This is a genomic window from Rhizobium sp. NZLR1, assembly GCF_017357385.1.
Lineage (GTDB): Bacteria > Pseudomonadota > Alphaproteobacteria > Rhizobiales > Rhizobiaceae > Rhizobium.
On record NZ_CP071635.1, the window covers coordinates 222,328 to 246,525 of the forward strand.

A 24,198-nucleotide genomic window follows, 5' to 3' on the forward strand; every position below is an offset into this window, starting at 1 on the left:
AAGGGAAAGCTCAGCCCTTCACCGAACCAAAGGTGAGGCCTCGTACGACGTATCGATCGAAAACAAGGAAGATGATCATCGGAGGTATCATCGCGAGCACTGCGGCGGCGGCGATGTAGTTCCAGGTCACTCCGCTCGTTGCGAAATATCCAAGTGTTCCGATCGGAAGAGTGGCGGTCGAGCGTGAGCTCAGCACCAGCGGAAAAGCGGCATTGTTCCATGCGAACACGAAGGCGAACATCGACGTGACAATGACGCCGGGACGTACGATGGGCAGCGTGATCCGCAACATGATCGTGTACCAGCGGGCGCCGTCGACCCGGGCAGCCTCCTCCAGTTCCACCGGCACTTCATCGATGAAACTCTTCATCAACCAGACGGAAAACGGGATCGTCAGCGTTTGCAGGACCAGGATCATGGAGAAATAGGAACCCTGCAGACCGATGCGCGTGATGAGGATGAAATACGGGATCAGAAACGCGACCGGCGGGGCCATCAACAGCCCGAGATACCACAACATGATGTTCTTCTTGCCGCGGAGCTTGAAACGGGACAACGCGTAGGCCGCAGGAACGGAAAAGGGCAGATTGAGTAGCACAGCACCAATCGCGACGATGAGGCTGTTGACCAGTTGCCGCGCATTGGTGCCAGGATCGACGAGGATGTGCCGGAATGCGTCCAGATTGGGCTCGAATGTGAGTTGCGGCGGCATGGTGAACGCCGTCTCGGCCGGCCGGATCGCAAGGGCGATGAACCAGAGGATCGGACCGACGAAGATTGCCAGGAAGAGGAGGCCGGCGGCGTAGGTGAGTGCCGTGTTGAAGCTCGTGTGGCGCCGGGACATTTTACCACTCCTCGTTTCGGAACGCGAAGAAGACGTAGAGGGCAACGATGACGTTGACGATCAGTACGGTGATCCAGGTCATGGCGCTGACCAGACCGATGTTGAAGTTCACAAGGCCCTGTTCGTAGAGAGAGTATCCAAGGGTGCGTGTAGACGTGCCCGGTCCGCCGCGGGTGAGAACGAGCACCGTGTCGAAGGTGTTGAAGATCTGCATGAAGCGCAGCATGACGATAATGATTGCGGTGCGCTTGATCAGCGGTAGCTTGATCCGCATCAGGATCGTCCATGCAGACGCGCGATCCAGGCGTGCGGCCTCCAAAATCTCGTCGGGTACGGCCAAAAGGCTCGCATAGAGAACGATTGCAAAGAACGGCGTCCACTGCCAGATGTCGACGAAGAGGATGGCCGCGAGTGCTGTCGATGGCGAGCCAAGAATTCCCTCTGCGGGAACGGGGAGCCAGAACGACTGCAACACCCAGCTCAACAGTCCACCGCCGGGATCATAGAGGTAGCGGAACAAAAAGCCGACGACGATGGGCGCGATCGTGGTGGGCAGGATCAGCAGGGCCCGCACGATGTTCATGCCAGGCAGTGCCTTGAGCAGAATGAGTGCAATCGCCAGGCCGAATATGAATTCAAGTGCCGTGCCAAGGATCGACAGGATCAGGGTATTGGTGAGCGCGGCGCGAAAGTCGAATGCATTGAAGGCCTGCACATAATTTTCGAAGCCAACGAACTGGAGCGGCTCCGGGCCGATTTGCAGGTTCCAGAAATAGAAGCTCGATCTGAGAGCAAACAGCAAGGGGTAGGCGATCAGAGCGAGCAGCATCACCACCGAAGGCGCGATCAGCAAGTATGGCAGGTTTCGTCGGATAAAGCTCTTCCGGGCAGGCCCGAAGGCTCGCGGAGAGCGAACAGTTGTCGTGTGCATTGCCAGATCCAGTTCTTCTTCAAGTGGATGCCGGCGCGATCGCTGTCGCGCCGGCCCGAGGAGAACTCTGTTACTTCTTGGCGATCAGGGCTTTGGCCCCGTCAAGAGAATCCGAGTAGCTGTCCCTTTGATAAGGGATCATGAGATTGCCCTTCAGGATGCTCTCGAACAGGCTGTTCGCGCGCTCGAGGCCGGTCTTCGGCTCCTCGTTGCCGGTCAGAAGCTGGTTCAATGTGAGACCCAACACGCTTTCGACAGCCGTGTAACCAGGTACAGGTGGGCGTGTGACCTTGCCGTTGCCCTGCTTCATCATCGCATACTGCACATCGAGGTACGGATAGATCGCCTTGACTTCCTCGTCTTGATAGAGCGAAACGCGCGCAAAGTCGGAGAACTGGTAGTTGAGGTCCGGCCAAAGAGCCATTTTCTTCTGCGTGGCCTTCGAGGTCGCCCATTTGATGAAGGCGTAGCCTGCCTCTTGCCTTTCGGAACTGGACGGGATGCCAAGGCTCCAGCCGCCGAGGCTGACCGTCTGAGGCACGCCCTCAGCTTTCGGTAAGGCTGCGGTTGCATACTTCTCCACGACGTCCGACTTCTTGCCGGTCATGTAGCCGGAATTCTTGATCAGATAGAAGTACGGGGTCCACCAGTAGAACATGCCGATGTCGCCCTTGGCGAAACGGGTGCCGGCGTCGAACCAGACATAATTGATGGCTTCAGGCGGAGACAACTTGTAGAGCTGCCTGTAGACTTCGACAGACTTGATCCAGGCCGGGCTTGTCAGTTGCGGGGAGAAATCCCACGGAGCGGCCGGGAACGATTTGAACCAGTTCGCGCCGTGGCTTGCTGAGACCTGCGTAAACATGTGGACGATCGGCGACGGCTGGGAACCGCAAACGACGGTTGGGAAGAGCGGCTTGCCGCCAAATGATTTGCCTTCCATCGACTTCAGGGTGTCAACGTATTTCGTCCAGGTCCAGTCTTCCGACGTCTCGGTCGGCGGTGCTGCAATGCCGAGTTCGTCAAAGACGTCCTTGCGGTACATAACCCCCTGGGCATAGGCGGCGACCGGCAATGTGCCGACCTGGCCGCGCCACATATTCGAGGAGTAAAGGACCTCCGGGATGAAGTCTGAGAGATCGAATTCGTTGTCCTTGGCAATAAAATCATTCAGCGAGATGATCCAGCCATTGTCGAGGTACTGCCCGAGCCACATCTGATCGACAACGATGACGTCGGCGTCTGAGGTTTTGGCGACAAAGGCAGAGACGAGGCGCGATTGCAGGGCGTCATAGGAGAGGCTTTCCAGTTCCACCTTGATGCCGGTTTCCTTCTCGTATTCTGGCACCAGCGCCTTCATTGAGAAAAAGAATGGGTCTTCAACGGACAGGACGCGCACCGTGTTCGCATCCTGTGCTGCCCCTCGCCGTGGCACGGCCAATGATCCCGCGCCAGCCACAAGAGCTGCGACGGAAGCGCTTTTCAGCAGGTCACGTCGCGACATATTTCCGATATCGATTGTCATAAACAGCCTCCTCAGTTGCTTCGTATCCCAACCCCGGCCCTTCAGCGCAGCCCTGGGCTTCCGCTTGTCGATACTGAGATTGTTACCCCTAATGTGCTTTTTGTAAGCAGTTAGTTTGTACCTCGCACAAACTTATGTTAGTGTCAAGAAGTTGTCGCGGCGAAAAATTTCCGCGCTGTACCGCGGTTGTCATCGACGTCCTGCTTGCATCACCGGAAAGGGCCTTATGTTGTATGGCCGTTCGATAATGTACGGGCTAAAAGGATCCGGTAGATTGGAGAAGAGAATTGAAGTTTGAGAGCCAGCCGTCCTATTCGTTGGGCCAGCGCACCCCTGCCAGCAGAGAAGTCGCCGCCGGCGAGAACGGCGGCAACGTGACACTTGTCTCCCAATCGGCACTTGGCGCGATAAACCGCGGTCGCGTCCTTCAGGCCTTATATGATAACGGACCCAAAAGCCGGGCAGATCTCGCTCGACTTGCAGGTGTCAACCGGACCACGATAACCGGTATTGTGCAGCCGATGATCGAAGACCAGCTTCTTGTTGAGGGAGATGCGTCGCCTTCCGACGTCAAAGGCGGCAAGCCGGCTCGTCCGCTTTATTTTAACCCCGATGCACCGATGCTTGGCGCAGTCCTCCTTCTGCCCGGCACGATACAAACATGCCTCGTGGCGCTAACCGGTGAGATCAAGGCCGTTGCGAAAGCTGAGTTTGATACGCATGGCGAGACAGAAGCATTCATCGCGGTCATGACGGAGACGCTTACTGCCACACTGTCTCAGGCCCAGCAGGCGCCGTTTGGCATTGGCGTGGCCTCTGCTGGAATGATCGACAGTGACAATGGAACCATTCTTACCGTCAACCTTGCTCCCGTTCTAACGGGACTTCCCCTTGTAGCAATACTACAAGAACGCTTCTCTCTTCCGGTTGTCATCGATCATCACCCCCGTGCCTTGCTTGTTGGGGACAGATGGTTCGGACCCGGTCGCGGCCAACAAAATTTCGCAGCAGTCTATACTGGTGAGGTTCTCGGCGGCGCCTTCTTCATCGACGGTAAGGTCTATCGTGGACTCGCCGGATCCGGCGGCGAGCTCGGTCACAGCGTGGTGCAGATCGATGGTGCCCTTTGCAATTGCGGAAAGCACGGCTGCTGGGAGACCGTCGCCGCCCTTCCTTGGTTACGAAAAGAAGCCGCCCGATTGAGCTTTCCGCATCCCAAGAGCGTCACCTGTGCCAGGCTTGTCAAGGAAGCAGACGAAGGCTCGAAGGCGGCAGAGGAGCTTCTCGACCGTTATACGCGGAACGTAGCTTTCGGCATCGTCAACCTGCAGCAAACACTCTCCCTCAACTCCTATGTCCTTCATGGAGACGTCGCCGGAGGCGGAATGAAGGCAGCAGAGCTGATCAGGCAGCATATCGAGCAACTGGTGGTGAAGAGACCTGGTCAGGAGATATCGATCACGGTGAATGGTATCGGCGAAGGCCATACGGCTCTGCGCGGCGCCGCGGGTCTGGTTTTATCCAGCCACCTCAAGCTGGTTATTTGAGGTTTTGTAGCGGCACCCATCTGCAAGGAAGGCTGCAAGGTGCGGTTCGCGCCCGGGCCTGCCCCGGTCGACCTCTTAAAGAGACTCAGGCGCGCAATCAAATTTTCTAAGGTCGGGATTTGGGCTTGCGACCGTTAAGGTAAGGACTGCCATCGTCTGCGACGGCGGCGGAAAAGAGAGAGGCAAAGAACGGAATGCAGGCCGCCCCGATCGCGCCGGCGCGAGGGCCAAGTCGAGAGGCCTCGACTGCGGCAGCCTCCAAACCGCGCGACGGGCCAAGGATTGGCTGACTGGAAATTGCGCGTACCAGCCTGTCTGTCACGAGTTCTGGCAGCCGTCCCCCAAGGACAATCAGCGCGGGGTCGAACATCGCCGTTGCTACACGTACCGTCTCGCTGAGCTGCTTTCCGGCGCGTTCAACCCAGATTTCTAACGCCGCTTCGGCGCTATCTGGCAACCGATCGAGGTCGATGAAGTCGTGGATGGCGAAGCCGGCACCGTTGAGGGTGGCAAAAAGGTCTTGGCCGGATGGGCGCGGCTGGTCGTACGGGTAGAGAACTCCGGGCAGGCAGGCGTTTCCATTGACACCGCGGTACGGCCGTCCGTCGATAACCGCCCCTCCCCCGACACCGTGTCCAATGTGAATGAAGAACATCGGATCAGGCTGCGGGATGCGTCCGCCGAACACATACTCTCCGAGCGCTGCAGCTGTTCCATCATTCTCGATGTAATAGGGCGCTTCGAAAGTCGCTTTAAAAGCTTGGTCCACCTCACCATCATCGAAAGCCGGGAAGAAGCTGTGGGCCTTGAGGATGTTCGACATCGTGCCGAAATTGCCGGGCACAGAGCAGCCGACCCCGAGAAGGCGATCCTTAGGCGTACCCAGGTCGGTCAGCATCGCCGCGATAGCAGCCTGCGCGGCGCCTGCCACAGACAAAGCCGTGCTGGTCTCGATGTCGACTGATCGGGAGGTAAGAATCTTACCTGCTAGATCAACAATTGCTACCTCCATTCGGGAGACCGAGAATGTTATCCCCGCGGAAAGATACCGGTCAGCCCGCAAGCTCAGCAAGCGCCGAGGCTGGCCTTGGGCGCCGGTCCGCTCGACCACCTCGATGAGAAGTCCGATCTCAAGTAAGCGACCTATCAGCCGAGTGACAGAAGCGCCTGTCATGCCGGACCGTTCGGCCAGGTCGACGCGCGCAATCTTCTTGCCCACGAAAATCAGTTCGACCAGTCGTCGTTCGTTCCGTGAAAGGTCCATTGGTTCCAAGAGTGCCTCAAATCGTTAGTAGCCAAAGAGCTATTGCAATATATATTAAATTACGCAATGTAATTAAACTGTCATGTAGCTCCGGTAATAAGGCGCCAAGCCGGGGATGACCGGCCAAACTGAAACGAGAGGAACACCATGCATCAGATCAAACGTTTATTGACCCTCGCAGCCGTACTGATCGCGGTCACCTCTCCGGCCTTGGCCAATAGTCTTGTCGTCTATTCACCTCAGGGAGAAGAGAACGTTCAGTGGATAATCGACCAGGCTAAAGCCGCCGGTCACGATGTGCAGTTTCTGCGCGCACCCGGAGGAGAACTTTTTGATCGGCTGGTCGCCGAGAAGAACAACCCCCAGGCCGATGTCGTACTCGGCATGGTCGACACGTCTATGGCTCTGCTCAAAAAGAACGGCCTGTTCCAACCATACACACCAGCCTGGGCAGCGGACCTCCCTGCGCAATACAAGGACAAAGAAGGCATTGTCTACAAATTCTGGAGCACACCGGTTGTCATCGCCTATGATTCCGACAAGCTTGCCGCTGAGCGGGCGCCGAAAAGCTGGCTGGACCTGACAAGGGGCGAATACAAAGGCAAATACGTCATCGGCAACACCGCCTGGCAGACGACAAGGGTCTATCTTGCCGGCATCTTGGCCCGGTTCCTCGACGACAAGGGCGAAGTCACTCAGGCTGGATGGGATTTTCTTGGCGCATTCTATGCGAACGCCATCGTTGTCGATGACGCCGATGCGCGCAAAGAAGCCTTCAAATCGGGCGGTGCGATCATCAATCTGAACTGGTTCGGCGGCGTCATCAAAGACGCCAAGGAGCTCGGCATGCAAGTCAAGGTCATTGACCCGGAAGGTGGCACGCCCGTCATCTCCGAAGGCGTGGCGATCATGGCGGGAACCGATCAGCTGGAGCAGGCAAAGGCATTCGTCGACTGGTTCGGCTCTGCCGATGTCATGGCCGGCTACGCCAAAAAGTTCGGTCAGGTTCCGGTGCTACCGGCGGCGCTGGCGAAATCACCGCCAGAGGTGCAGGCGAATGCGGAACTAGTCAAGGCGCAGCCTATCGACTGGGATGCCGTCGCGCCCAAACTGGACGGCTGGTTGCAGAAGATCGAGCTTGAAATCCGGTGAGGATGCAGGACCGGGCGACACAGATCGCCAGGCTTCACAGGAGTATGATCATGCCGACCCCGATCCTCATCATCGATAAACTGCATATTGGCTATGGCGATAAGGTAGTCATCCGCGACCTCTCGCTTGAGGTTCACGAAGGCGAGTTCGTTGCTCTGCTCGGGGCCTCCGGCAGCGGCAAATCCAGCGTTCTAAGGACCCTCGCCGGCTTTCATCCGGCCATGAGTGGGCGGATTATTCTTGAAGGAAAAGATATCACCAACGAGCCGCCGGAGCGCCGTAATGTCGGTATGGTATTCCAGAACTATGCGCTGTTTCCAACGATGACGGCGTTCGAAAACATCGCCTTTGCTTTGCGTGTGGCGAAGATGCCGCAGAGCGAGATCGGCAAGCGCGTCGCCCAGATCGCCGAAACATCCGGGATTACGGAGCAGCTGCACAAGAAGCCAGCGACCATGTCAGGCGGGCAACAACAGCGGGTCGCGATTGCGCGCGCGCTTGTCGCGGGCTCCAAGGTGCTTTTGTTCGACGAACCATTGTCCAATCTCGACGCCAAGGTGCGAGTGACGATGCGCCGCGAGATCAAGAGGCTCCAGCAGGAATTTGGCTTCACGGCAGTCTTTGTCACGCATGATCAGGAAGATGCACTCACGATGTCCGACACGATCGTCGTGCTGGCGAACGGTGGCGTTGAACAGATCGGTGACGGACGTACTCTTTATCGAGAGCCGGCGACGCCGTTTATCTGCGAGTTCATCGGCACCGCCAACGAACTGCCCACGCCGCTTGCCGGGCAAATCCTGGGCAGCGACGTTCGGGGGCGCATTTTTGTTCGCCACGAAGATGTACTCGTTGGGAAAGTGATACCAGCCGGGTTGCCGGCGACCGTCCGTCATGTGGAATTCCTTGGCGCCCACAGCCGTATCGACCTGGATACCGGCGGATACTTCATTTCGGCCGCCAGGATGGGGCACGAGTTACCCGAAATCGGTGAGACCGTGTCCTGGACGATCCGGCCGGGCTCGGTGCATATCTTCGAGGAAGCGGACAGATGAACCGCGCGGCTGCCGTCGAGCGCGTAGTCTATTGGATCGGGTTGGCGGCCCTGATCTGGATCGTCGTCACCTTCCTGATACTGCCGCTCGTCGCGTCACTTCAAACGGCATTTTTCAGGGACGGCAGCCTGGTGGTCGGTCAGACCCTAAGCGAACTTTCAAGATCACGAAGAGTGCGCGCTGCCCTTTGGAACACGGTTTGGATGACGTCAGCGACCATGGTCACGGTGACCATTGTCGGGATTTTCCAGGTGGTCGTCCTTGAATATTTTCACGTACGCGGTCGCGCACTCTTGAAAATCGCCTATGCAACGCCGCTGGTCTTCGGCGGTGTCGTTGCGGCGGCGGGCTATAACTTCACCTATGGTCCCGGCGGTGCGGTGACACATCTGGTGAAGGCGATCGTTTCCAGCCTCCCGCAAGACTGGTTCATCGGCTGGTTTGGCGTGCTCTTCACGCATACCTTTCTGATGACCAACTTTTACTATCTTTTTCTGCGTGCTGCGATGCGCCGCGTCGACTGCGCAACCATCGAAGCCGCGCGCAGTATGGGTGCCTCGGAATATACGATCCTGTGGCGTGTGGTACTGCCCGCAATCATGCCGACGCTCCTCGCTGTCACCCTTCTCACCCTTTACACCGCGATCAGCTCTTTCGCCGCCCCTCAGGTGCTGGGCGGTCGCGATTTCCACATGCTGAGCCAGATGGTGCTGACTCTGAACAGCCTGCGCCGTCCCGACATGGCCGCCTTACTGGCGCTTATGATGGGACTGTGTCTGATGGCGCTTATCCTGCTGTCTCAATATTACGAAGCGCGCGGCTCCTATGTCGGCGGTGCGAAAGCGACTGCGCCCATCCAGCTACGCAAAATTTGCAGCCCGGTCGGCAATGCAGTGCTACATTTTTTTGCCTATCTTCTCGTGGCTATTTATGCGGTGCCGATCGCTCTTGTCGTACTCTTCTCCTTCGCCCCGGCCGCGAGCATCGGCATCGAAGTGATCCCATCCAGCCTGACACTGAAGAACTATGCCCGCGTCTTTACCGAAGGCACCGCCTTTCTTCCGTTCTTCAACTCCATAGTGATGAGCCTTGTCGCAGTATCGGCGGCGCTCGTCGTTACACTGTTTGCCGTCCCGGTTATTCTTGGCCGGCGCAGTTGGCTGACGCGCCTTCTGGACATCACTTTCTTCCTGCCATGGGTAGTTCCTAGCATTCTGCTCGCAGTCGGGCTGATCGTCACCTTCGACACGCCAAACCCGCTCGTTGGAAACGCAGTCCTCCTTGGCGGCTACTGGCTCCTGCCGATTGGCTACGCCATCGTCGCCTTGCCGCTTATGGTGAGGTTCCTGCGGGCAGCCTTCGTAGGAATCGATCCGGCCTATAACGAGGCGGCCCGCTCGATGGGCGCCACTGGTCTTTATCGCTATCGCCGCATCATTCTGCCGATAGTGGCGCCGACTGTAATCCTCGTCGCCGGGATGGCCTTCAACGATCTCCTGTCGGAATACCCCCTGTCGGCGTTTCTATACAACGTCAACAACAAACCGCTGCCGATTGCAATCGTAGACAGCTCGCTGTCTGTCGATCCTGAGCAGGCCGCGCTCAATCTTGTCTATGTCACTCTGATCATGGCGTTTTCACTGGCGATCATTCTGTTGGCCGAGCGCATCGGCCTTGGCAAAGGTCCAGAAACCACAACATTGTAGAACCGGAGACTGATCCATTGGATACCTGCATCACCGTCTGGCATTGGCCGCACCAGGAGCGTTGGTACGACGAAGGCATTCGCAACTCGCTGACCCTCATCAAGGAAGCTGGCTTCACACACATCAACTGGAATCCCGACTCCGGCAGTTCGTACTGGCTGGCCGACGCCGAGATTGATTTTACAAGCAGGATCGTGGCCGATGCTGGGCTGAAAGTGCACTCGGTTCATGGCAGCAATGGCCGCAATCCTATCACCGAGATCGGCCACAAAAACCCGGGCCCTTTCGCGATGGAGACGCGCAAGGACTTCCTGTCGCCGCATGAATGGCAGCGCCGCAGCGGAGTAGAGCTGTTGCGTAACCGTGTCGACTTGGCGGCCGCGTTCCAGTCCCCAAATATTGTTCTGCACATAGATATCAACGACAACGTCTTCGGCAGCGAAGCCGCCGAACGAGCGTTCTTCTATCCCCTTTACCAGTCTCTCGACGAGATCAGGCCTTACTGCGTCGAAAAGGGCGTCCAGATTGCCGCGGAAACTCTCCTTTGCGCCAACGCCCAGAATTTCCTCAACCTCTATGATCGATTGTTCGCTCGATACGGCAAGGAGTTCATCGGCGTCTGCTTCGATTGTGGCCACTGGGAACTGATCGAGCCAGGCAAGCTCAGCGTGCTTGAGCGTTTCGCGGATCGCCTCATCGCTACTCACATTCACGACAATTTCGGAGCAATGGATAACCATCTCTTGCCATTCGACGGACGATTAGATTGGCACACGATCGCCTCGGCGATCGCCGCAACTCCTTATCAGACTCCGCTCAACTTCGAGACGCCGATGGACCGGTATGGGATTCCAGAATCCGCCTACTATCGCCGCGCTCACAGTGTTGCTGTTAGGCTCGAGGAGATGGTCGCCGAGGCGCGCGAGAGGAAAAGCACGTGATGGCGAATGCGCTTACCCTCGACATTTCTCCACTATGTCGTGACAAAGGTAGCAGCGTTGACGCTTGAACAGTTCCGGGGCGGAAGCCGAAATGGGTCTGCTGCCGGTCGAGCCTTGAGAGATAGGCGATCGAGTCGTGGACATTGGCCGGCGTAACATGAGCATCGGTGATGATGGCGAGCTTGCCGTGCACCGTGCGATGATCGAGAGAGAAGAAGCCCTTCGGCTTGCCGTCGCGCACCATATAGTCGCCGTCTGGATCGCTGCGGGAGACCTTGGTCTTCTTCACCTCCGGCCGGCGTTCCTTGTCCTTCAAGGGCTTCTGGCCGTGCGGCTTGCGTTCGGCCTCGATCGCCGCATCCAGATCGGCCCAGTAGTCGGCGCGCGGCTTCTCGACCATCGCAAGATCGTATTTGCCCTTGTTGGCATTGGCCTTCAGATGGGGTGCCGTCGACCAGCCCGTGGCCGATCGCCTGTTCGACGATGTGATCGAAGATGTCCTGGGCAACCGATGTATCCTTGTAACTGCGGCGGTTCTGGGCTGAGCGTCGAGACGTCGAGCACTCCATCCGTCAGCTTCAACTGCAGAAACCAGCGATAGGCGACATTGACCTCAATCTCGCGCACCAGCTGCCGCTCCGAGCGGATGCCATAGAGATCGAGGAACAGCGCCTTGAACATCAAGGTCGGGTCGAGCAGAGGGCGGCCGTTGTCGGGGCAATAAAGTCCCGCAACACGATCACGAATGAACGAAAAGTCGATAACAGCGTCGATCTTGCGAAGCAGGTGATCCTTCGGAACCAAGCTGTCGAGCGTCACCATCTCGAGAGCGGCGCGGGTTTCATCAACATGTCCCACTGAATCATAAACCCGCAGCCAAGGCCAGGGGTTTGTCAGCAATCTGACGGCGGGGAAATCCCCGCCGCTTCGATGTTATTTTGGAAAGACAGGCTTACGCCATGGCCTTCTGCAGGTTCTGATCGATCTTGTCGAGGAAGGCAGTGGTCGAGAGCCACGGCTGGTCGGGGCCGATCAGCCGCGCCAGGTCCTTGGTCATGAAGCCGGATTCGACAGTGTCGACGCAGACCTTTTCGAGCGTTGCGGCGAAGCGGGCGAGCTCGGCATTGTCGTCGAGCTTGGCGCGGTGCGCCAGGCCGCGGGTCCAGGCGAAGATCGAGGCGATCGAGTTCGTCGAGGTTTCCTGACCCATCTGGTGCTGGCGGTAGTGGCGGGTGACCGTGCCGTGAGCGGCTTCGGCTTCGACCGTCTTGCCGTCGGGCGTGAGCAGAACCGAGGTCATCAGGCCGAGAGAGCCGAAGCCCTGGGCAACAGTGTCGGACTGGACGTCGCCGTCATAGTTCTTGCAGGCCCACACGTAGCCGCCAGACCACTTGAGCGCCGAGGCGACCATGTCGTCGATCAGGCGGTGTTCGTAGGTGATGCCGGCTTCCTTGAACTGATCCTTGAATTCGGTCTCGAAGACTTCTTCGAAGATGTCCTTGAAGCGGCCGTCATAGGCCTTGAGGATGGTGTTCTTGGTCGACAGATAGACCGGCCACTTGCGCATCAGACCGTACATCATCGAGGCGCGGGCGAATTCGCGGATCGATTCGTCGAGATTGTACATGGCCATGGCAACGCCGGCGCCCGGTGCGTTGAAGACTTCCCTCTCGATGACGGTGCCGTCTTCGCCGACGAACTTGATCGTCAGCTTGCCCTTGCCGGGGAACTTGAAATCGGTGGCGCGGTACTGGTCGCCGAAGGCGTGGCGGCCGACGACGATCGGCTTGGTCCAACCGGGAACGAGGCGCGGCACGTTCTTGCAGATGATCGGCTCGCGGAAGATGACGCCGCCGAGGATGTTGCGGATCGTGCCGTTCGGGCTCTTCCACATTTCCTTGAGGTTGAATTCCTTGACGCGGGCTTCGTCCGGCGTGATCGTCGCGCACTTGATACCGACGCCGTACTTCTTGATGGCATTGGCGGCATCGACGGTGACCTGGTCGTTGGTGGCGTCGCGGTTTTCGACCGAGAGGTCGAAATAGTCGATGTCGAGGTCGAGATACGGATGGATCAGCTTATCCTTGATGAGCTGCCAGATGATGCGCGTCATTTCATCGCCGTCGAGATCGGCGACGGGATTGGCGACCTTGATCTTGTTCATGTATCTGCCTCGTTCGAGCTTGAATGGGGACGGGGTCCCGGGTGGGTGATATGATCCGGAGCGCTGCCGGCGCCACAGGCTGGCCTCGCCAATACCCGCGTCGTGATCACGCGCTGATTCCGAATTCGGCAGATGATCCCGTTTTATGCGCTGATCATCCGCTCCAGTTCATCCATGTCGGGGACGATGATATGTCGAAAGTTCTCGATGCGAATGACACCGCTCTTGCGCAGCTTGGTCAACTGGCGGCTGACGGTTTCAATGGTCAGACCGAGAAAATCGGCGATCTCGGCGCGGGACAGCGGCAGGTCGAAAGAGGTGGTCGTGGCGGTCTGCGGTTCGGCGTGGGTGGCGATGAGGTGGAGCAGGCTTGCGACCTTCTCCTCGGCGGTGCGCCGGCCGAGCGTCAGCATCCATTCGCGCGCGGCGTCCAGCTCCTTCAGCGCCTGATCGTGCAGGCTGCGCTGCAGCTTCGGCGTCTCCGATATCATGCGGTCGAGCAGGTTGCGCGGGAAGACGCAGATTTCGGCGTCGGTCGCAGCCTGAGCCGACAGCATGCTTTCGGGCACGAAGGGCCTGCCGACGAAATCGGGGGCGAATTGCAGGCCGACGATCTGCTGGCGCCCGTCCGGCATCACCTTGCAGAGTTTTATCACCCCGCGCATGATGTTCGAATAGACAGAGCTTTCCGACCCCTGGGCGATGATCTCGCTGCCGGCATCGACCGTGCGGCGCAGCGACTGGCAGCCGAGCTCTCGGAGTTGGTCGCTCCACAGCGCGCCGCAGACGACGCCGTGCCGCGCTTGGCAGGAACGGCAGGCGACGGGAGTGCCGGCGTCGGAAACCTTACTGCGTGCAACGTCCATTTCCTGATTCCCTTCAAAATCCGCGTGTGCCATGATGTGGCTGCGCATGCTGGGCGTACCCCAGACGATTACGCCGTGATTGCGGGTTCGGCTATCCCGATTTCTTCCGGCGCGGCTTGATGATTACCAATTTCGCCGGGACCGCGAGTTGATCCAGATCAAAGTTTCGGTGCCATGGCTGTTTTTGTTAGCGCCTGCCTCGACACGAGGCCGTCCCGCAGAGTCCTTCAAACTTGAACGACGGAGCAAAGATCTTCCAATCCTGGGCGACGAAGCCGCCGACCTGTTTGCGCACGAGCATTTCCCAAATTGTATGACGGTTACCCGCGACGGGGAAAGGGTTCAGGTCGAAAGGCATTACGGGTTCCTTCAGCTGGGTCGCCCATACTCTCTCTAGCCGGCTTCCAGTTGACAGTCGAGTATGTTTGTGCGACGTACGTACTAACGCAGTGCGCGCAGCTGGTGTGGCCCGAACGCGATCGACGTTGTGTCAGATGACCTCCTGAAGGAACGGGCGGATGACTGTCTATCTAATCGGAATCGACGGCGGTGGCACCAGCTGCCGTGCGGCAGTCGCCGGTGCGAACGGTAGTATCCTTGCGCGGGCTCAAGCCGGGCCAGCCAACATTCTTTCCGATCCGGATACGGCGCTCGACAACATTGCCAGTGCGACCCGCGCGGCTTTCTACGCAGCTGGCATCAATGCGCGTAGCATCGCCTCGGCGCGTGCAGTTCTTGGGGTCGCGGGCAATAATGTCGGCGAGGCCGTTCACTACGTGAGAAACAGGCTACCCTTCGCCGAGGCGGACATCGAGTCAGACGGGCTGATCGCGCTACAAGGCGCGCTTGGCGATAAAGACGGAGCCGTCGCCATTTTAGGAACAGGGACGATCTACATCTCCCGCCACTGCGATTCGGTAACCTACACCGGCGGATGGGGCTTTACTGTCGGCGACCTCGGCAGCGGCGCTCGTATTGGACATGCGCTTTTGCAAGAAACGCTGCTCGCATATGACGGCATCCATGACATGTCCGCGATGACCGCCTCAGTCCTTGCGGAATTCAAGAATGACCCACGCAATATCGTCGAGTTTGCGCGGCAGGCAAAGCCCGGCGCCTTTGGTCGCTATGCGCCGCGCGTATTCGAGCACATCAAACAGGGTGATGCCGTCGCCGCGCGCCTGTTGAAAGAAGCCGCTGTTTCAGTTGACGAAGCACTTGATCGTCTAGTCGCTCGAGGAACGCAGAAGATTTGTCTGCTCGGGGGATTGGGGCCGCTGTATTCGTCCTGGATCGCTGCACGGCATCAAAGTTTATTGGTAACTCCCGAAGGCGATGCACTGAGCGGGGCCGTGGCCCTGGCTGTGTCGCGCTTCGGGCATCTGAAAGCGATCGAATGAGTGACAGGCTTGCGGCCATGCTTCCAGGATGGGGCATAGACATCAAGGGCGCCGGCCCGCTCTACCATAGGCTTCGCCTGGTGCTTGAAAAGGCAATCCTGTCGGGTAAACTCAAAGAGGGCGACGTTCTTTATTCCGAACGAGACCTCGCTGAACATCTCCGCGTTAGCCGTGTAACGGTCCGCAAAGCAATCGACCATCTCGTCCAAGACGGCTTTCTGGTCCGTCGCCGCGGCTCAGGAACCTTCGTTGGCGGATCGGCGGTCCACGCAGATCAGCCTCCGTTATGCGCGAACTCTTTGACGGGTAACATTTCCTGGCGTGGATCGGACACGAAAGTCGAGTGCATCGAGCGCAGCACGTCTCATCCCGCACCGGAGGAGATGATGACACTCGGCCTGTCAAGCGACAGTCACGTCGTGCGCATCACCTGCTTGCGGAGCTCGGTGGGCCAGCCGCTTGCGATCGAACGCACATGCATTTCCTCGGAGTTCCTGCCCCACGCTCGTACCGTTACCTCTTCTATCTGCAACACACTCGCGGACGCAAACTTTAGACCCGTTCGTGCGATCCAGCGCACTTTCGCATCCAACATCGAAGATCCGGACGCCTCCTTGCTTGGCGTGGCGATTGGAACGGCTGGTCTTTTGACAAAGCGCGTTGCCTATCTTGCTTCGGGCCGTGCGATCGAATTCACCCGCTCACTTTTTCGAGGCGATGCCGGAGGTTTTGTCAGCAAGCTCACCTTTCTCGAAAACTGACCGCTCTTCTTACAAGACAGGATCCTATCATGCAGGCCACCGTGCAAACGAACATGCGCCGTGAGATCGACGAAATTCCAGAAGCTGCGGCCAGATTACTCGATCGCTTAGCGAAAGACTTCGCTGCCACCGGAGCGGCTTTGCGGGCCGAGGACTCCACATTCGTCGTCACAGCCGCGTGCGGCTTGTCCGACCACGCCGCCATGTCCCTGAAATATTCAATCGAGCTAAGCGCGAAATTGCCGTCGCTTCGATTCGGCTTTCACTCGCTTCAATCTACGGTCTCGAGGCCAACTTGGTCGCGGGCCCCCTTCCCAAGGCAGCCACGCGCGCCATCGCCGCTTGGATTGCGCTGAAAATACGCTTCCCGCTTGCGGGACCCACCAACGCCATGAGCATGCTGAGCAGAGAGGTCGGCTTGTGCCTGAAGACGACGCAGATCTCTTGGTGTTGACCCTAAGTTTGAGTTGAAGTCGAGCTGGACCGGTGGGCCAAAGGGTTTCGAGACAAGCGATCATGGTGATCTTGGATCAAATTTGCACAGGTTCTCCAATCTTATGGTCGATGTTTTCCGCTCGGAAACCTACTGGCTTTAGCTGAGTGGGACCAGCGCGTCATGAAGATAGCAATGCTCTCGCCGTTTGAACGAACCTGTCTCCATTGGATATCGAGAGGCTGGACTGTAGCTGATATCGCGTTGATCGAGGGAAAGGATACCGCTGAAATTCAGGCGTGCGTGGAGCGTGCGGTTATTTCGCTCAACGCCGAATCATTGGAACAGGCGCTTGAGAAAGCGAAGCTCACGCGATCAGACTGATCGCATCATGGTGGCGGGCGCCGGACACTTTCACCTTACCTTGCATGCTGCTTGTAAATGCACCGTTTTGGCGACGTCAGGCACAGCAAGGTCGCGCCATCGGTTTTGAAATGGATCCAGCGGTCGTTGCGGAACGTAGCCGAACCGAGGTGGCCACGAAAGCAAACCAATCCGCGTTTTCCCCGCTGTAAGGTCCCACGCCTTTGAGAAGCCATCGAGCGGGAATTGGCCGGTTCCCGCTGGAGCCTCTTTAAAGTCGCTCGGTCTTTCCCGCGCACAGTGCCGCTCCTTCCAGCTCCCATGACCTCATGGTCCGGTCACGGTCTTTGAAGTCGACGGTGAATACAGCGTCTTTCCCTCTGCCGAGATCGATGCCGACGACGACCTTGAGATCGTCCATGAATCCTTTCCCTGGCCGGCTCATTGGAGGCGGCCTTGCCTTTGGCGTGCCGCCAGCGAGCCGCATGCCGCAAGGGAGGCTTCGCCGCGACCGGGCAGATCATTGCATGATCCGACAGTTGCCGGCCGCGCCCTTGCAGCCTTTGCTCTTCGCGGCGGGAGGAAGTGTCCGCGAAACAACGGGCAGGGACGGGCAACGAGGGCCGATCGCCGGGCGATCGGAAATAAAATGAAGAGAAGAAACATAGAAGCGCTCCGCGAACGGGTCAGTTGCGCGGCCGTTCTCGAAAAGGCGAGCTTCGCCATCGACATCAAGGAAAGCACCCGGCGGGCGATCAAGTTTCGCCGTGGCGGTGAAATCATCATCGTCACGCATGAAGGGCGTGGATGGTTCGATCCGCTCAGTGATGCGAAAGGCGATGTGTTCGGGCTTGTCGAGCATCTCGATCATGTCGGATTTTGCGAAGGCGCCGAAAGGGTCGCGGATCTCGTGGGATTCACGATCACCGAGCCGGAGTGGCAGTCGTTGGAGCCTGATGGAGGATACGACCTCTCCCTCCCCGATCGTTGGCAGGCGCGCCGCCGCCCATGGCCCGGATCGTCGACATGGCGTTATCTTAATGGCGAGCGTTGCCTGCCGTCGCCTTTACTCCGCACCGCGATCAAAGGCGGCCTTCTTCGAGAAGGTCCGCATGGCAGCATATGGGCAGCTCATACGGACAAGACCGGAGTTGTGACTGGCTGGGAGGCACGAGGGCCGCAATACCGCGGCTTCTCCTCTGGCGGAAGGAAGGTTCTCTTCCGTCTCGGGTCGGTTACTGCGTCGCGCCTGGCCGTCACGGAAGCTGCGATCGATGCCATGAGTCTCGCGGCGATCGAGGGGATGCGGGAAGGCACGCTCTATCTCAGCACCGGCGGCGGGTGGTCGCCGGCCACGCAGGCCGCGCTGTGGGACTTGGCCTCCCGACAGGATGCCCGGCTGGTCGCTGCGACGGACGCCAATGCACAAGGCGATCTGTTTGCCGAGCGGTTGCGGGCGCTTGCCGAGGATGCCGGCTGCGACTGGTCGCGGCTGCGCCCGCACGAGGAGGACTGGAACGAGACCCTGAAGATCAGGGAGAAGGAAATGAGGGAACGAAGAGAAAGAGGCGTGCCGCATTCCCGCCGCCCGCGTCAAGGGAGGCTTCGCCCGGCTGAGCCGGCCCTTGACCCGACCGGTCGCGATGCCGGCGGCAGGCAAGGGGTCATGGAGAACTGAAGAAGATGGCGAGGTCGAGAGGACGGCGCCGTACATCAGTTCGAAGACGCGCAAGGAGCCGCAGATGATCCCCTCTCCCACAACCACCTGGAAGCACTGCTTTTCACAAACCCGGAAGTGTCGCACCTGCGGGCGCAGTTTACGCCGGAAACCATGCAGGTCTCCGTAATCACGCGCTTGTAGCGCGCGATCGCTGCACAGCCGAAACCAAGTCCATCCCTCACCTCATTTTCATCCGCCTTCGCAGCCGCGGGACCTGTCCCGTGGGCGATGGCGCACATCCTCGAAAAGGAGTTTTCCATGTCCACCGATCCCTTCGCCCTCGATATATCAGGCAGCAGCGCATTGTCGTTCGGGCTTGGCTTGGGCGTCACCGCGTTTGGCGGTTTCGCCGCCAACGACGACGATCCCGATCCGCCGCCGCTCTCCCCGACGCCGGCATTGCATCTGCCAGCTGCGAAGCGGCCGGCACCGCGGAGACAGGGCGCGTGCGCTAACTTCTATCTCGAGGATGGCGATCGTGGACTTGCGATCGACTGGAAGCAAAGAGCGAAGGCGAATCTTGCAGCCATCCTGACCGCCAACGAAATCGAAAAGCAGGACCGACCCGCCATCCGTGACGAGCAGGCGAAGCTGATCCGCTTCACCGGTTTTGGCGCATCGGAACTCGCGAACGGCATGTTCCGGCGTCCAGGCGAAGTCGATTTCCGGGAAGGCTGGGATGACCTCGGCAGTTCGCTGGAAAGCGCCGTCACCGATGCCGATTATGCTTCGCTCGCGCGCTGCACCCAATATGCTCACTTCACTCCCGAGTTCATCGTCCGGGCGATCTGGGCGGGCTTGCGGCGGCTCGGATGGCGCGGGGGCCGCGTGCTGGAGCCGGGAATCGGCACGGGCCTGTTTCCGGCGCTGATGCCAACGGCGCTCCGCGACACAAGCTATGTCACCGGCATCGAAGTCGATCCGGTGACGGCGCGGATTGTCCGGCTTCTTCAGCCGAAGGCGCGGATCATCAACGCCGACTTCGCCCGCACCGAACTCAACGCGATCTATGATCTCGCGATCGGCAATCCGCCCTTCTCCGATCGAACAGTTCGGTCGGACCGGCAGTACCGTCCGCTCGGTCTGCGGCTGCACGACTACTTCATTGCCCGGTCGATCGATCTCTTGAAGCCCGGTGCACTCGCCGCGTTCGTGACAAGCAGCGGCACGATGGACAAGGTGGACAGCACAGCGCGAGAGCATATCGCCAGGTCCGCCGATCTGATCGCAGCGGCCCGCCTCCCCGAGGGCAGCTTCCGCCGCGCCGCTGGCACGGATGTGGTCGTGGACATCCTGTTTTTTCGCAAGCGCAAGGCCAGCGAGCCGGAGGGTGATCTATCATGGCTCGATCTCGAAGAGGTTCGTCCTGCGACATCCGACGAGGGGGCGATCCGCGTAAACCGCTGGTTCGCACGGCACCCGAATTTCGTGCTCGGCGAGCACGCCCTAACGTCTGGCCCGTTCGGCGAGACCTATACGTGCCGGCCACGCTCCGGTGAGGATCTGGAAACGGCACTGAAGGCAGTGATCGCTCTACTCCCCGAAGATCGGTATGACGGCGAGCCGTCGCAGATCGACATCAATCTGGAAGAGGAAGTGGGCGAGATCGTCGATCTCCGCCACAGCAACGACAAGGTCCGCGAAGGCAGCTTCTTCCTCAACAGCCGCCACGGTCTCATGCAAATGATCGACGGAGCACCGCTCGCGGTGTCGGTGCGGAAAGGCAGGTCAGGCGAGGGCCTGTCCGAAAAGCATGTCCGGATCATCAAGAAGCTGATTCCGATCCGCGACGCCGTGCGCGAGGTGCTGAAAGCGCAGGAACGCGATCAGCCGTGGCGGGATCTGCAGGTTCGGCTGCGCATCGCCTGGTCGAGCTTCGTCCGAGACTTCGGGCCGATCAACCATACGACGGTTTCGATTTCTGAGGATGATGAGACGGGCGAACTCCGCGAAACCCATCGCCGGCCGAATCTCCAGCCGTTCCTCGACGATCCCGATTGTTGGCTGGTGGCCTCGATCGAGGACTACGATCTCGAAACCGATACGGCAAAGCCCGGTCCGATCTTCACCGAGCGGGTGATCTCGCCGCCCGCGGCGCCGGTCATAACCTCGGCAGCCGACGCGCTCGCCGTCGTTCTCAATGAGCGTGGCCGCGTTGATCCCGACCATACTGCCGAACTGCTGCACCGTGATCCGGATGCTGTGATAGACGAACTCGGTGACGCCATCTTCCGCGATCCCGCCGATGGCTCCTGGCTGACGTCCGACGCCTATCTCTCCGGTTCGGTCCGCACCAAGCTCACAGTCGCCGAGGCAGCCGCGTCGCTTGATCCAGTATACGAGCGCAATGTCCGAGCGCTGCAGGATGTCCAGCCTGCCGACCTCCGGCCGTCGGATATCACCGCCCGTCTCGGCGCGCCATGGATCCCGGCTGCCGATGTCGTCGTCTTCGTCAAGGAGACGATGGATGCCGACATTCGGATCCGCCACCTGCCGGAGCTTGGGTCATGGACGGTGGAGGCGCGACAGCTTGGCTACAACGCCGCTGGAACCTCCGAATGGGGCACGAGCCGCCGTCACGCCGGTGAATTGTTGGCGGATGCGCTGAACAGCCGGGTGCCGCAGATCTTTGACGTGTTCAAGGACGTTGGCGGTGAACGTCGCGTTCTGAATGTCGTCGACACGGAAGCAGCCCGCGACAAGCTGCAAAAGATCAAGGAAGCTTTTCAGAACTGGGTCTGGACTGACCCCCACCGCACCGACCGGCTTGCGCGCGTCTATAATGACCGCTTCAACAACATCGCGCCGCGAAAATTCGACGGCTCCCATCTGAAGCTCCCCGGCGCCTCTGGCGCCTTTGTTTTGTATGGGCACCAAAAGCGCGGTATCTGGAGGATCATTTCCTCCGGCTCGACCTATCTCGCTCACGCTGTCGGCGCCGGCAAGACGATGACGATGGCAGCCGCGATCATGGAGCAGCGCCGGCTCGGCCTGATCGCCAAGGCGATGCTGGTCGTGCCAGGCCATTGCCTCGCACAGGCGGCGCGTGAGTTCCTGGCGCTGTATCCGAACGCTCGTATCCTCGTCGCCGACGAGACCAACTTCACCAAGGACAAGCGGGCACGTTTCCTGTCCCGAGGTGCCACGGCCCCCTGGGATGCAATCATCATCACCCATTCGGCCTTCAGGTTCATCGCCGTGCCGTCTGCGTTCGAGAGCCAAATGATCCATGACGAGCTGGAGCTCTACGAGGATCTTCTGACCAAGGTGGACAGCGAGGATCGGGTGTCGCGTAAGCGGCTCGAGCGCCTGAAGGAAGGTTTGCAAGAGCGGTTGGAAGCGCTCTCAACCCGCAAGGACGACCTTCTCACGATCTCGGAAATCGGCGTCGATCAGATCATTGTCGACGAGGCGCAGGAATTCCGCAAACTCTCTTTTGCGACCAACATGTCGACACTGAAAGGCATCGACCCGAACGGATCGCAGCGGGCTTGGGACCTCTATGTGAAGTCCCGCTATATCGAGACGAAGAATCCCGGCCGCGCGCTCGTGTTGGCCTCCGGGACACCGATCACCAACACGCTCGGTGAAATGTTCTCGATTCAGCGACTGCTCGGCCACGAGGCGCTCCGCGAACGCGGGCTGCATGAATTCGATGCCTGGGCCTCGACCTTTGGCGACACGACGACCGAACTCGAAATCCAGCCGTCCGGCAAATACAAGCCAGTGAGCCGGTTTGCGAGCTTCGTCAACGTGCCGGAGCTGATCGCCATGTTCCGCTCGTTCGCCGACGTTGTGATGCCGCAGGATCTGAAACAATATGTGAAGGTTCCGGCACTCTCGACCGGTCGGCGGCAGATCCTGACGGCGCAGCCGACGGCGGCATTCAAACTCTATCAGCAAATCCTCGACAGCCGCATCAAGGCGATCGAGATGCGCGAGGGGCCGGCTCAGCCCGGAGACGATATACTGCTGTCCGTCATCACTGACGGCCGCCATGGGGCGGTCGACCTGCGCCTGGTCATTCCGGCAAACGACAACGAGCCGGACAACAAGCTCAATCTTCTCATCGAGAACGCCTTTCGCATCTGGACGGAAACGAGCGAAAACACCTATCTTCGTCCGGACGGCAAGCCCTATGAGCTTCCGGGCGCCGCGCAGATGATTTTCTCCGATCTCGGCACCATCAATGTCGAGAAGACGCGCGGTTTCTCCGCCTACCGCTGGATCCGTGACGAATTGATCCGACTGGGCGTACCCGCGTCGGAAATCGCCTTCATGCAGGACTTCAAGAAGACCGAGGCCAAGCAACGTCTGTTCGGTGATGTCCGTTCGGGCAAGGTTCGCTTTCTGATCGGCTCGTCTGAGACCATGGGCACCGGCGTCAACGCTCAACTCAGGTTGAGGGCGTTGCATCACCTCGATGTGCCGTGGCTGCCGTCGCAGATCGAGCAGCGCGAGGGCCGCATCGTCCGCCAGGGCAATCAGCACGATGTCGTCGATATCTTCGCCTACGCCACGCAAGGGTCACTTGATGCTGCCATGTGGCAGAACAACGAGCGCAAGGCCCGCTTCATTGCGGCGGCCCTTTCCGGCGACACCTCGATCCGTCGGCTGGACGACCTCGGTGACGGCCAGGCCAACCAGTTCGCCATGGCCAAAGCGATTGCCTCGGGCGACGAGCGCCTGATGCAGAAGGCAGGGCTCGAAGCGGATATCGCTCGTCTCAAGCGGCTACGCGCCGCCCATGATGACGACCTGTTCGCCGTGCGCCGACAGGTCCGGGACGCCGAACGCGACATCGAGATATCAATCCGGCGGATCGGCGAGATTGGCAAGGACATCGCGCGGCTGGTTCCGACTGCGGGAGAGGCTTTCACAATGACTGTCACGGGTGTTTCATATGATGAGCGAAAGGATGCCGGCCGCGCGCTGATGAAGGAAATCCTCACTCTCGTTCAGCTTCAACAGGAGGGTGAGATCGTCACCGCCTCCATTGGTGGCTTCGATCTCCTCTACGATGGCGAGCGCTTCGGCAAGTCTGACGGATATCGCTACACCACCATGCTTCAGCGCACGGGCGCGGACTACGAGATCGATCTCGCCGTCACGGTGACACCGCTCGGCGCCGTCTCCCGCCTCGAGCATACGCTCGATGATTTCGACGGGGAGCGGGAACGCTATCGCCAACGGCTGGAGGAAGCGCGCCGGCGTCTTGCTTCCTACCAGTCCCGTCAAGGTGGCGATTTTGCCTTCGCAAGTGAACTGGCCGAAAAGCGTCGCCAGTTCCAGGAGGTTGAGGCGGAGCTCGCGGCCGAGGCGCGCGAGGCAGGGGCGTCTGCCAGGGAGGCAGCCTGATTTTGGAAGCAGTGCAGCATGTGCATAGGTGCATTGCACAATAAATGTTTTCCATCTGATCAAAATATCATCATAGTGCACACAGCTGATGCACATGGCGGTCTCCTCCCAGTGCCGCCGCAACAGCTGTTCCCCTCTGGAGGTTAAATAACCTTCACACTTCATGGG

17 protein-coding genes and 2 pseudogenes are annotated in these 24,198 nt (G+C 59.3%); 11 read left to right on the forward strand and 8 right to left on the reverse strand.

Features of this window, described 5'->3' with window-relative positions; translation table 11 throughout:
* Positions 1–10: 10 nt before the first annotated feature.
* The 3 genes from J3O30_RS30110 to J3O30_RS30120 form a co-directional block, all read right to left on the reverse strand.
* Positions 11–844 carry a carbohydrate ABC transporter permease gene (locus tag J3O30_RS30110; RefSeq protein ID WP_017958596.1) on the reverse strand — a complete coding sequence of 278 codons (834 nt, stop codon included), beginning with the start codon at positions 842–844 and terminating at the stop codon, positions 11–13.
* Between the two features lies 1 nt (position 845).
* Positions 846–1,775, reverse strand: a complete 930-nt coding sequence (locus J3O30_RS30115; RefSeq protein ID WP_028756218.1) for a sugar ABC transporter permease — start codon at positions 1,773–1,775, stop codon at positions 846–848.
* 70 nt (positions 1,776–1,845) lie between these two features.
* Positions 1,846–3,300, reverse strand: a complete 1,455-nt coding sequence (locus J3O30_RS30120; RefSeq protein WP_028734639.1) for a substrate-binding domain-containing protein — start codon at positions 3,298–3,300, stop codon at positions 1,846–1,848.
* Between the two features lie 287 nt (positions 3,301–3,587).
* On the opposite strand from J3O30_RS30120, the gene J3O30_RS30125 reads away from it, so the two are divergent.
* Positions 3,588–4,847, forward strand: a complete 1,260-nt coding sequence (locus J3O30_RS30125; protein WP_028734640.1) for an ROK family transcriptional regulator — start codon at positions 3,588–3,590, stop codon at positions 4,845–4,847.
* Positions 4,848–4,953: 106 nt separating this feature from the next.
* On the opposite strand, the gene J3O30_RS30130 is transcribed toward J3O30_RS30125, so the two are convergent.
* Positions 4,954–6,111 carry an ROK family transcriptional regulator gene (locus J3O30_RS30130; RefSeq protein WP_018482070.1) on the reverse strand — a complete coding sequence of 386 codons (1,158 nt, stop codon included), beginning with the start codon at positions 6,109–6,111 and terminating at the stop codon, positions 4,954–4,956.
* A 147-nt stretch (positions 6,112–6,258) separates the two neighbouring features.
* Between J3O30_RS30130 and J3O30_RS30135 the strand changes: the two genes are divergently transcribed.
* From J3O30_RS30135 to J3O30_RS30150, 4 genes are read left to right on the forward strand one after another with little or no spacing between them, the layout of a single operon-like run.
* The gene (locus J3O30_RS30135; RefSeq protein ID WP_018482069.1) at positions 6,259–7,263 is read left to right on the forward strand and encodes an extracellular solute-binding protein; all 1,005 of its coding nucleotides are present in this window, start codon (positions 6,259–6,261) and stop codon (positions 7,261–7,263) included.
* Between the two features lie 50 nt (positions 7,264–7,313).
* A complete protein-coding gene (locus tag J3O30_RS30140) occupies positions 7,314–8,318 on the forward strand; it encodes an ABC transporter ATP-binding protein (protein WP_207585644.1) in 1,005 nt (334 codons plus the stop codon).
* Entirely contained in the window at positions 8,315–10,024 is a 1,710-nt protein-coding gene (locus J3O30_RS30145; protein ID WP_207585645.1) for an iron ABC transporter permease, read from the forward strand. The genes J3O30_RS30140 and J3O30_RS30145 overlap by 4 nt, the downstream gene beginning before the upstream one ends.
* Positions 10,025–10,041: 17 nt before the next feature.
* Entirely contained in the window at positions 10,042–10,965 is a 924-nt protein-coding gene (locus J3O30_RS30150; protein ID WP_131704792.1) for a sugar phosphate isomerase/epimerase family protein, read from the forward strand.
* Positions 10,966–11,047: 82 nt separating this feature from the next.
* Here the strand turns inward: J3O30_RS30150 and J3O30_RS30155 are convergent.
* From J3O30_RS30155 to J3O30_RS30165, 3 genes and pseudogenes are all read right to left on the reverse strand, one after another.
* Positions 11,048–11,787 (reverse strand): annotated as a pseudogene (locus J3O30_RS30155) (transposase); the annotation flags it as partial.
* Between the two features lie 130 nt (positions 11,788–11,917).
* Positions 11,918–13,129: an NADP-dependent isocitrate dehydrogenase gene (locus J3O30_RS30160; protein WP_207585646.1), complete on the reverse strand. Its 1,212-nt coding sequence runs from the start codon at positions 13,127–13,129 to the stop codon at positions 11,918–11,920.
* Positions 13,130–13,272: 143 nt separating this feature from the next.
* Positions 13,273–13,995 carry a Crp/Fnr family transcriptional regulator gene (locus tag J3O30_RS30165; protein ID WP_207585647.1) on the reverse strand — a complete coding sequence of 241 codons (723 nt, stop codon included), beginning with the start codon at positions 13,993–13,995 and terminating at the stop codon, positions 13,273–13,275.
* A 518-nt stretch (positions 13,996–14,513) separates the two neighbouring features.
* On the opposite strand from J3O30_RS30165, the gene J3O30_RS30170 reads away from it, so the two are divergent.
* The 4 genes and pseudogenes from J3O30_RS30170 to J3O30_RS30185 all read left to right on the forward strand — a co-directional run bounded on the left by J3O30_RS30170 (position 14,514) and on the right by J3O30_RS30185 (position 16,973).
* Complete coding sequence (locus J3O30_RS30170) at positions 14,514–15,395, forward strand: N-acetylglucosamine kinase (protein ID WP_131598869.1); 882 nt, start codon at positions 14,514–14,516, stop codon at positions 15,393–15,395.
* Positions 15,392–16,156 carry a GntR family transcriptional regulator gene (locus J3O30_RS30175; RefSeq protein WP_131598867.1) on the forward strand — a complete coding sequence of 255 codons (765 nt, stop codon included), beginning with the start codon at positions 15,392–15,394 and terminating at the stop codon, positions 16,154–16,156. Before J3O30_RS30170 ends, J3O30_RS30175 begins: the two co-directional genes overlap by 4 nt.
* 41 nt (positions 16,157–16,197) lie before the next feature.
* Positions 16,198–16,436 (forward strand): annotated as a pseudogene (locus J3O30_RS30180) (aminotransferase); the annotation flags it as partial.
* Positions 16,437–16,772: 336 nt separating this feature from the next.
* Positions 16,773–16,973, forward strand: a complete 201-nt coding sequence (locus J3O30_RS30185; RefSeq protein ID WP_018516749.1) for a hypothetical protein — start codon at positions 16,773–16,775, stop codon at positions 16,971–16,973.
* 250 nt (positions 16,974–17,223) lie between these two features.
* On the opposite strand, the gene J3O30_RS30190 is transcribed toward J3O30_RS30185, so the two are convergent.
* Positions 17,224–17,373 carry a hypothetical protein gene (locus tag J3O30_RS30190; protein WP_157633391.1) on the reverse strand — a complete coding sequence of 50 codons (150 nt, stop codon included), beginning with the start codon at positions 17,371–17,373 and terminating at the stop codon, positions 17,224–17,226.
* A 228-nt stretch (positions 17,374–17,601) separates the two neighbouring features.
* On the opposite strand from J3O30_RS30190, the gene J3O30_RS30195 reads away from it, so the two are divergent.
* Together J3O30_RS30195 and J3O30_RS30200 are read left to right on the forward strand one after the other, a co-directional pair.
* Positions 17,602–18,630, forward strand: coding sequence for a DUF3991 and toprim domain-containing protein (locus J3O30_RS30195; RefSeq protein ID WP_207585648.1), 1,029 nt, complete (start codon positions 17,602–17,604; stop codon positions 18,628–18,630).
* Between the two features lie 300 nt (positions 18,631–18,930).
* Entirely contained in the window at positions 18,931–24,030 is a 5,100-nt protein-coding gene (locus tag J3O30_RS30200; protein ID WP_207585649.1) for a DEAD/DEAH box helicase family protein, read from the forward strand.
* The last annotated feature ends 168 nt before the right edge of the window (positions 24,031–24,198 follow it).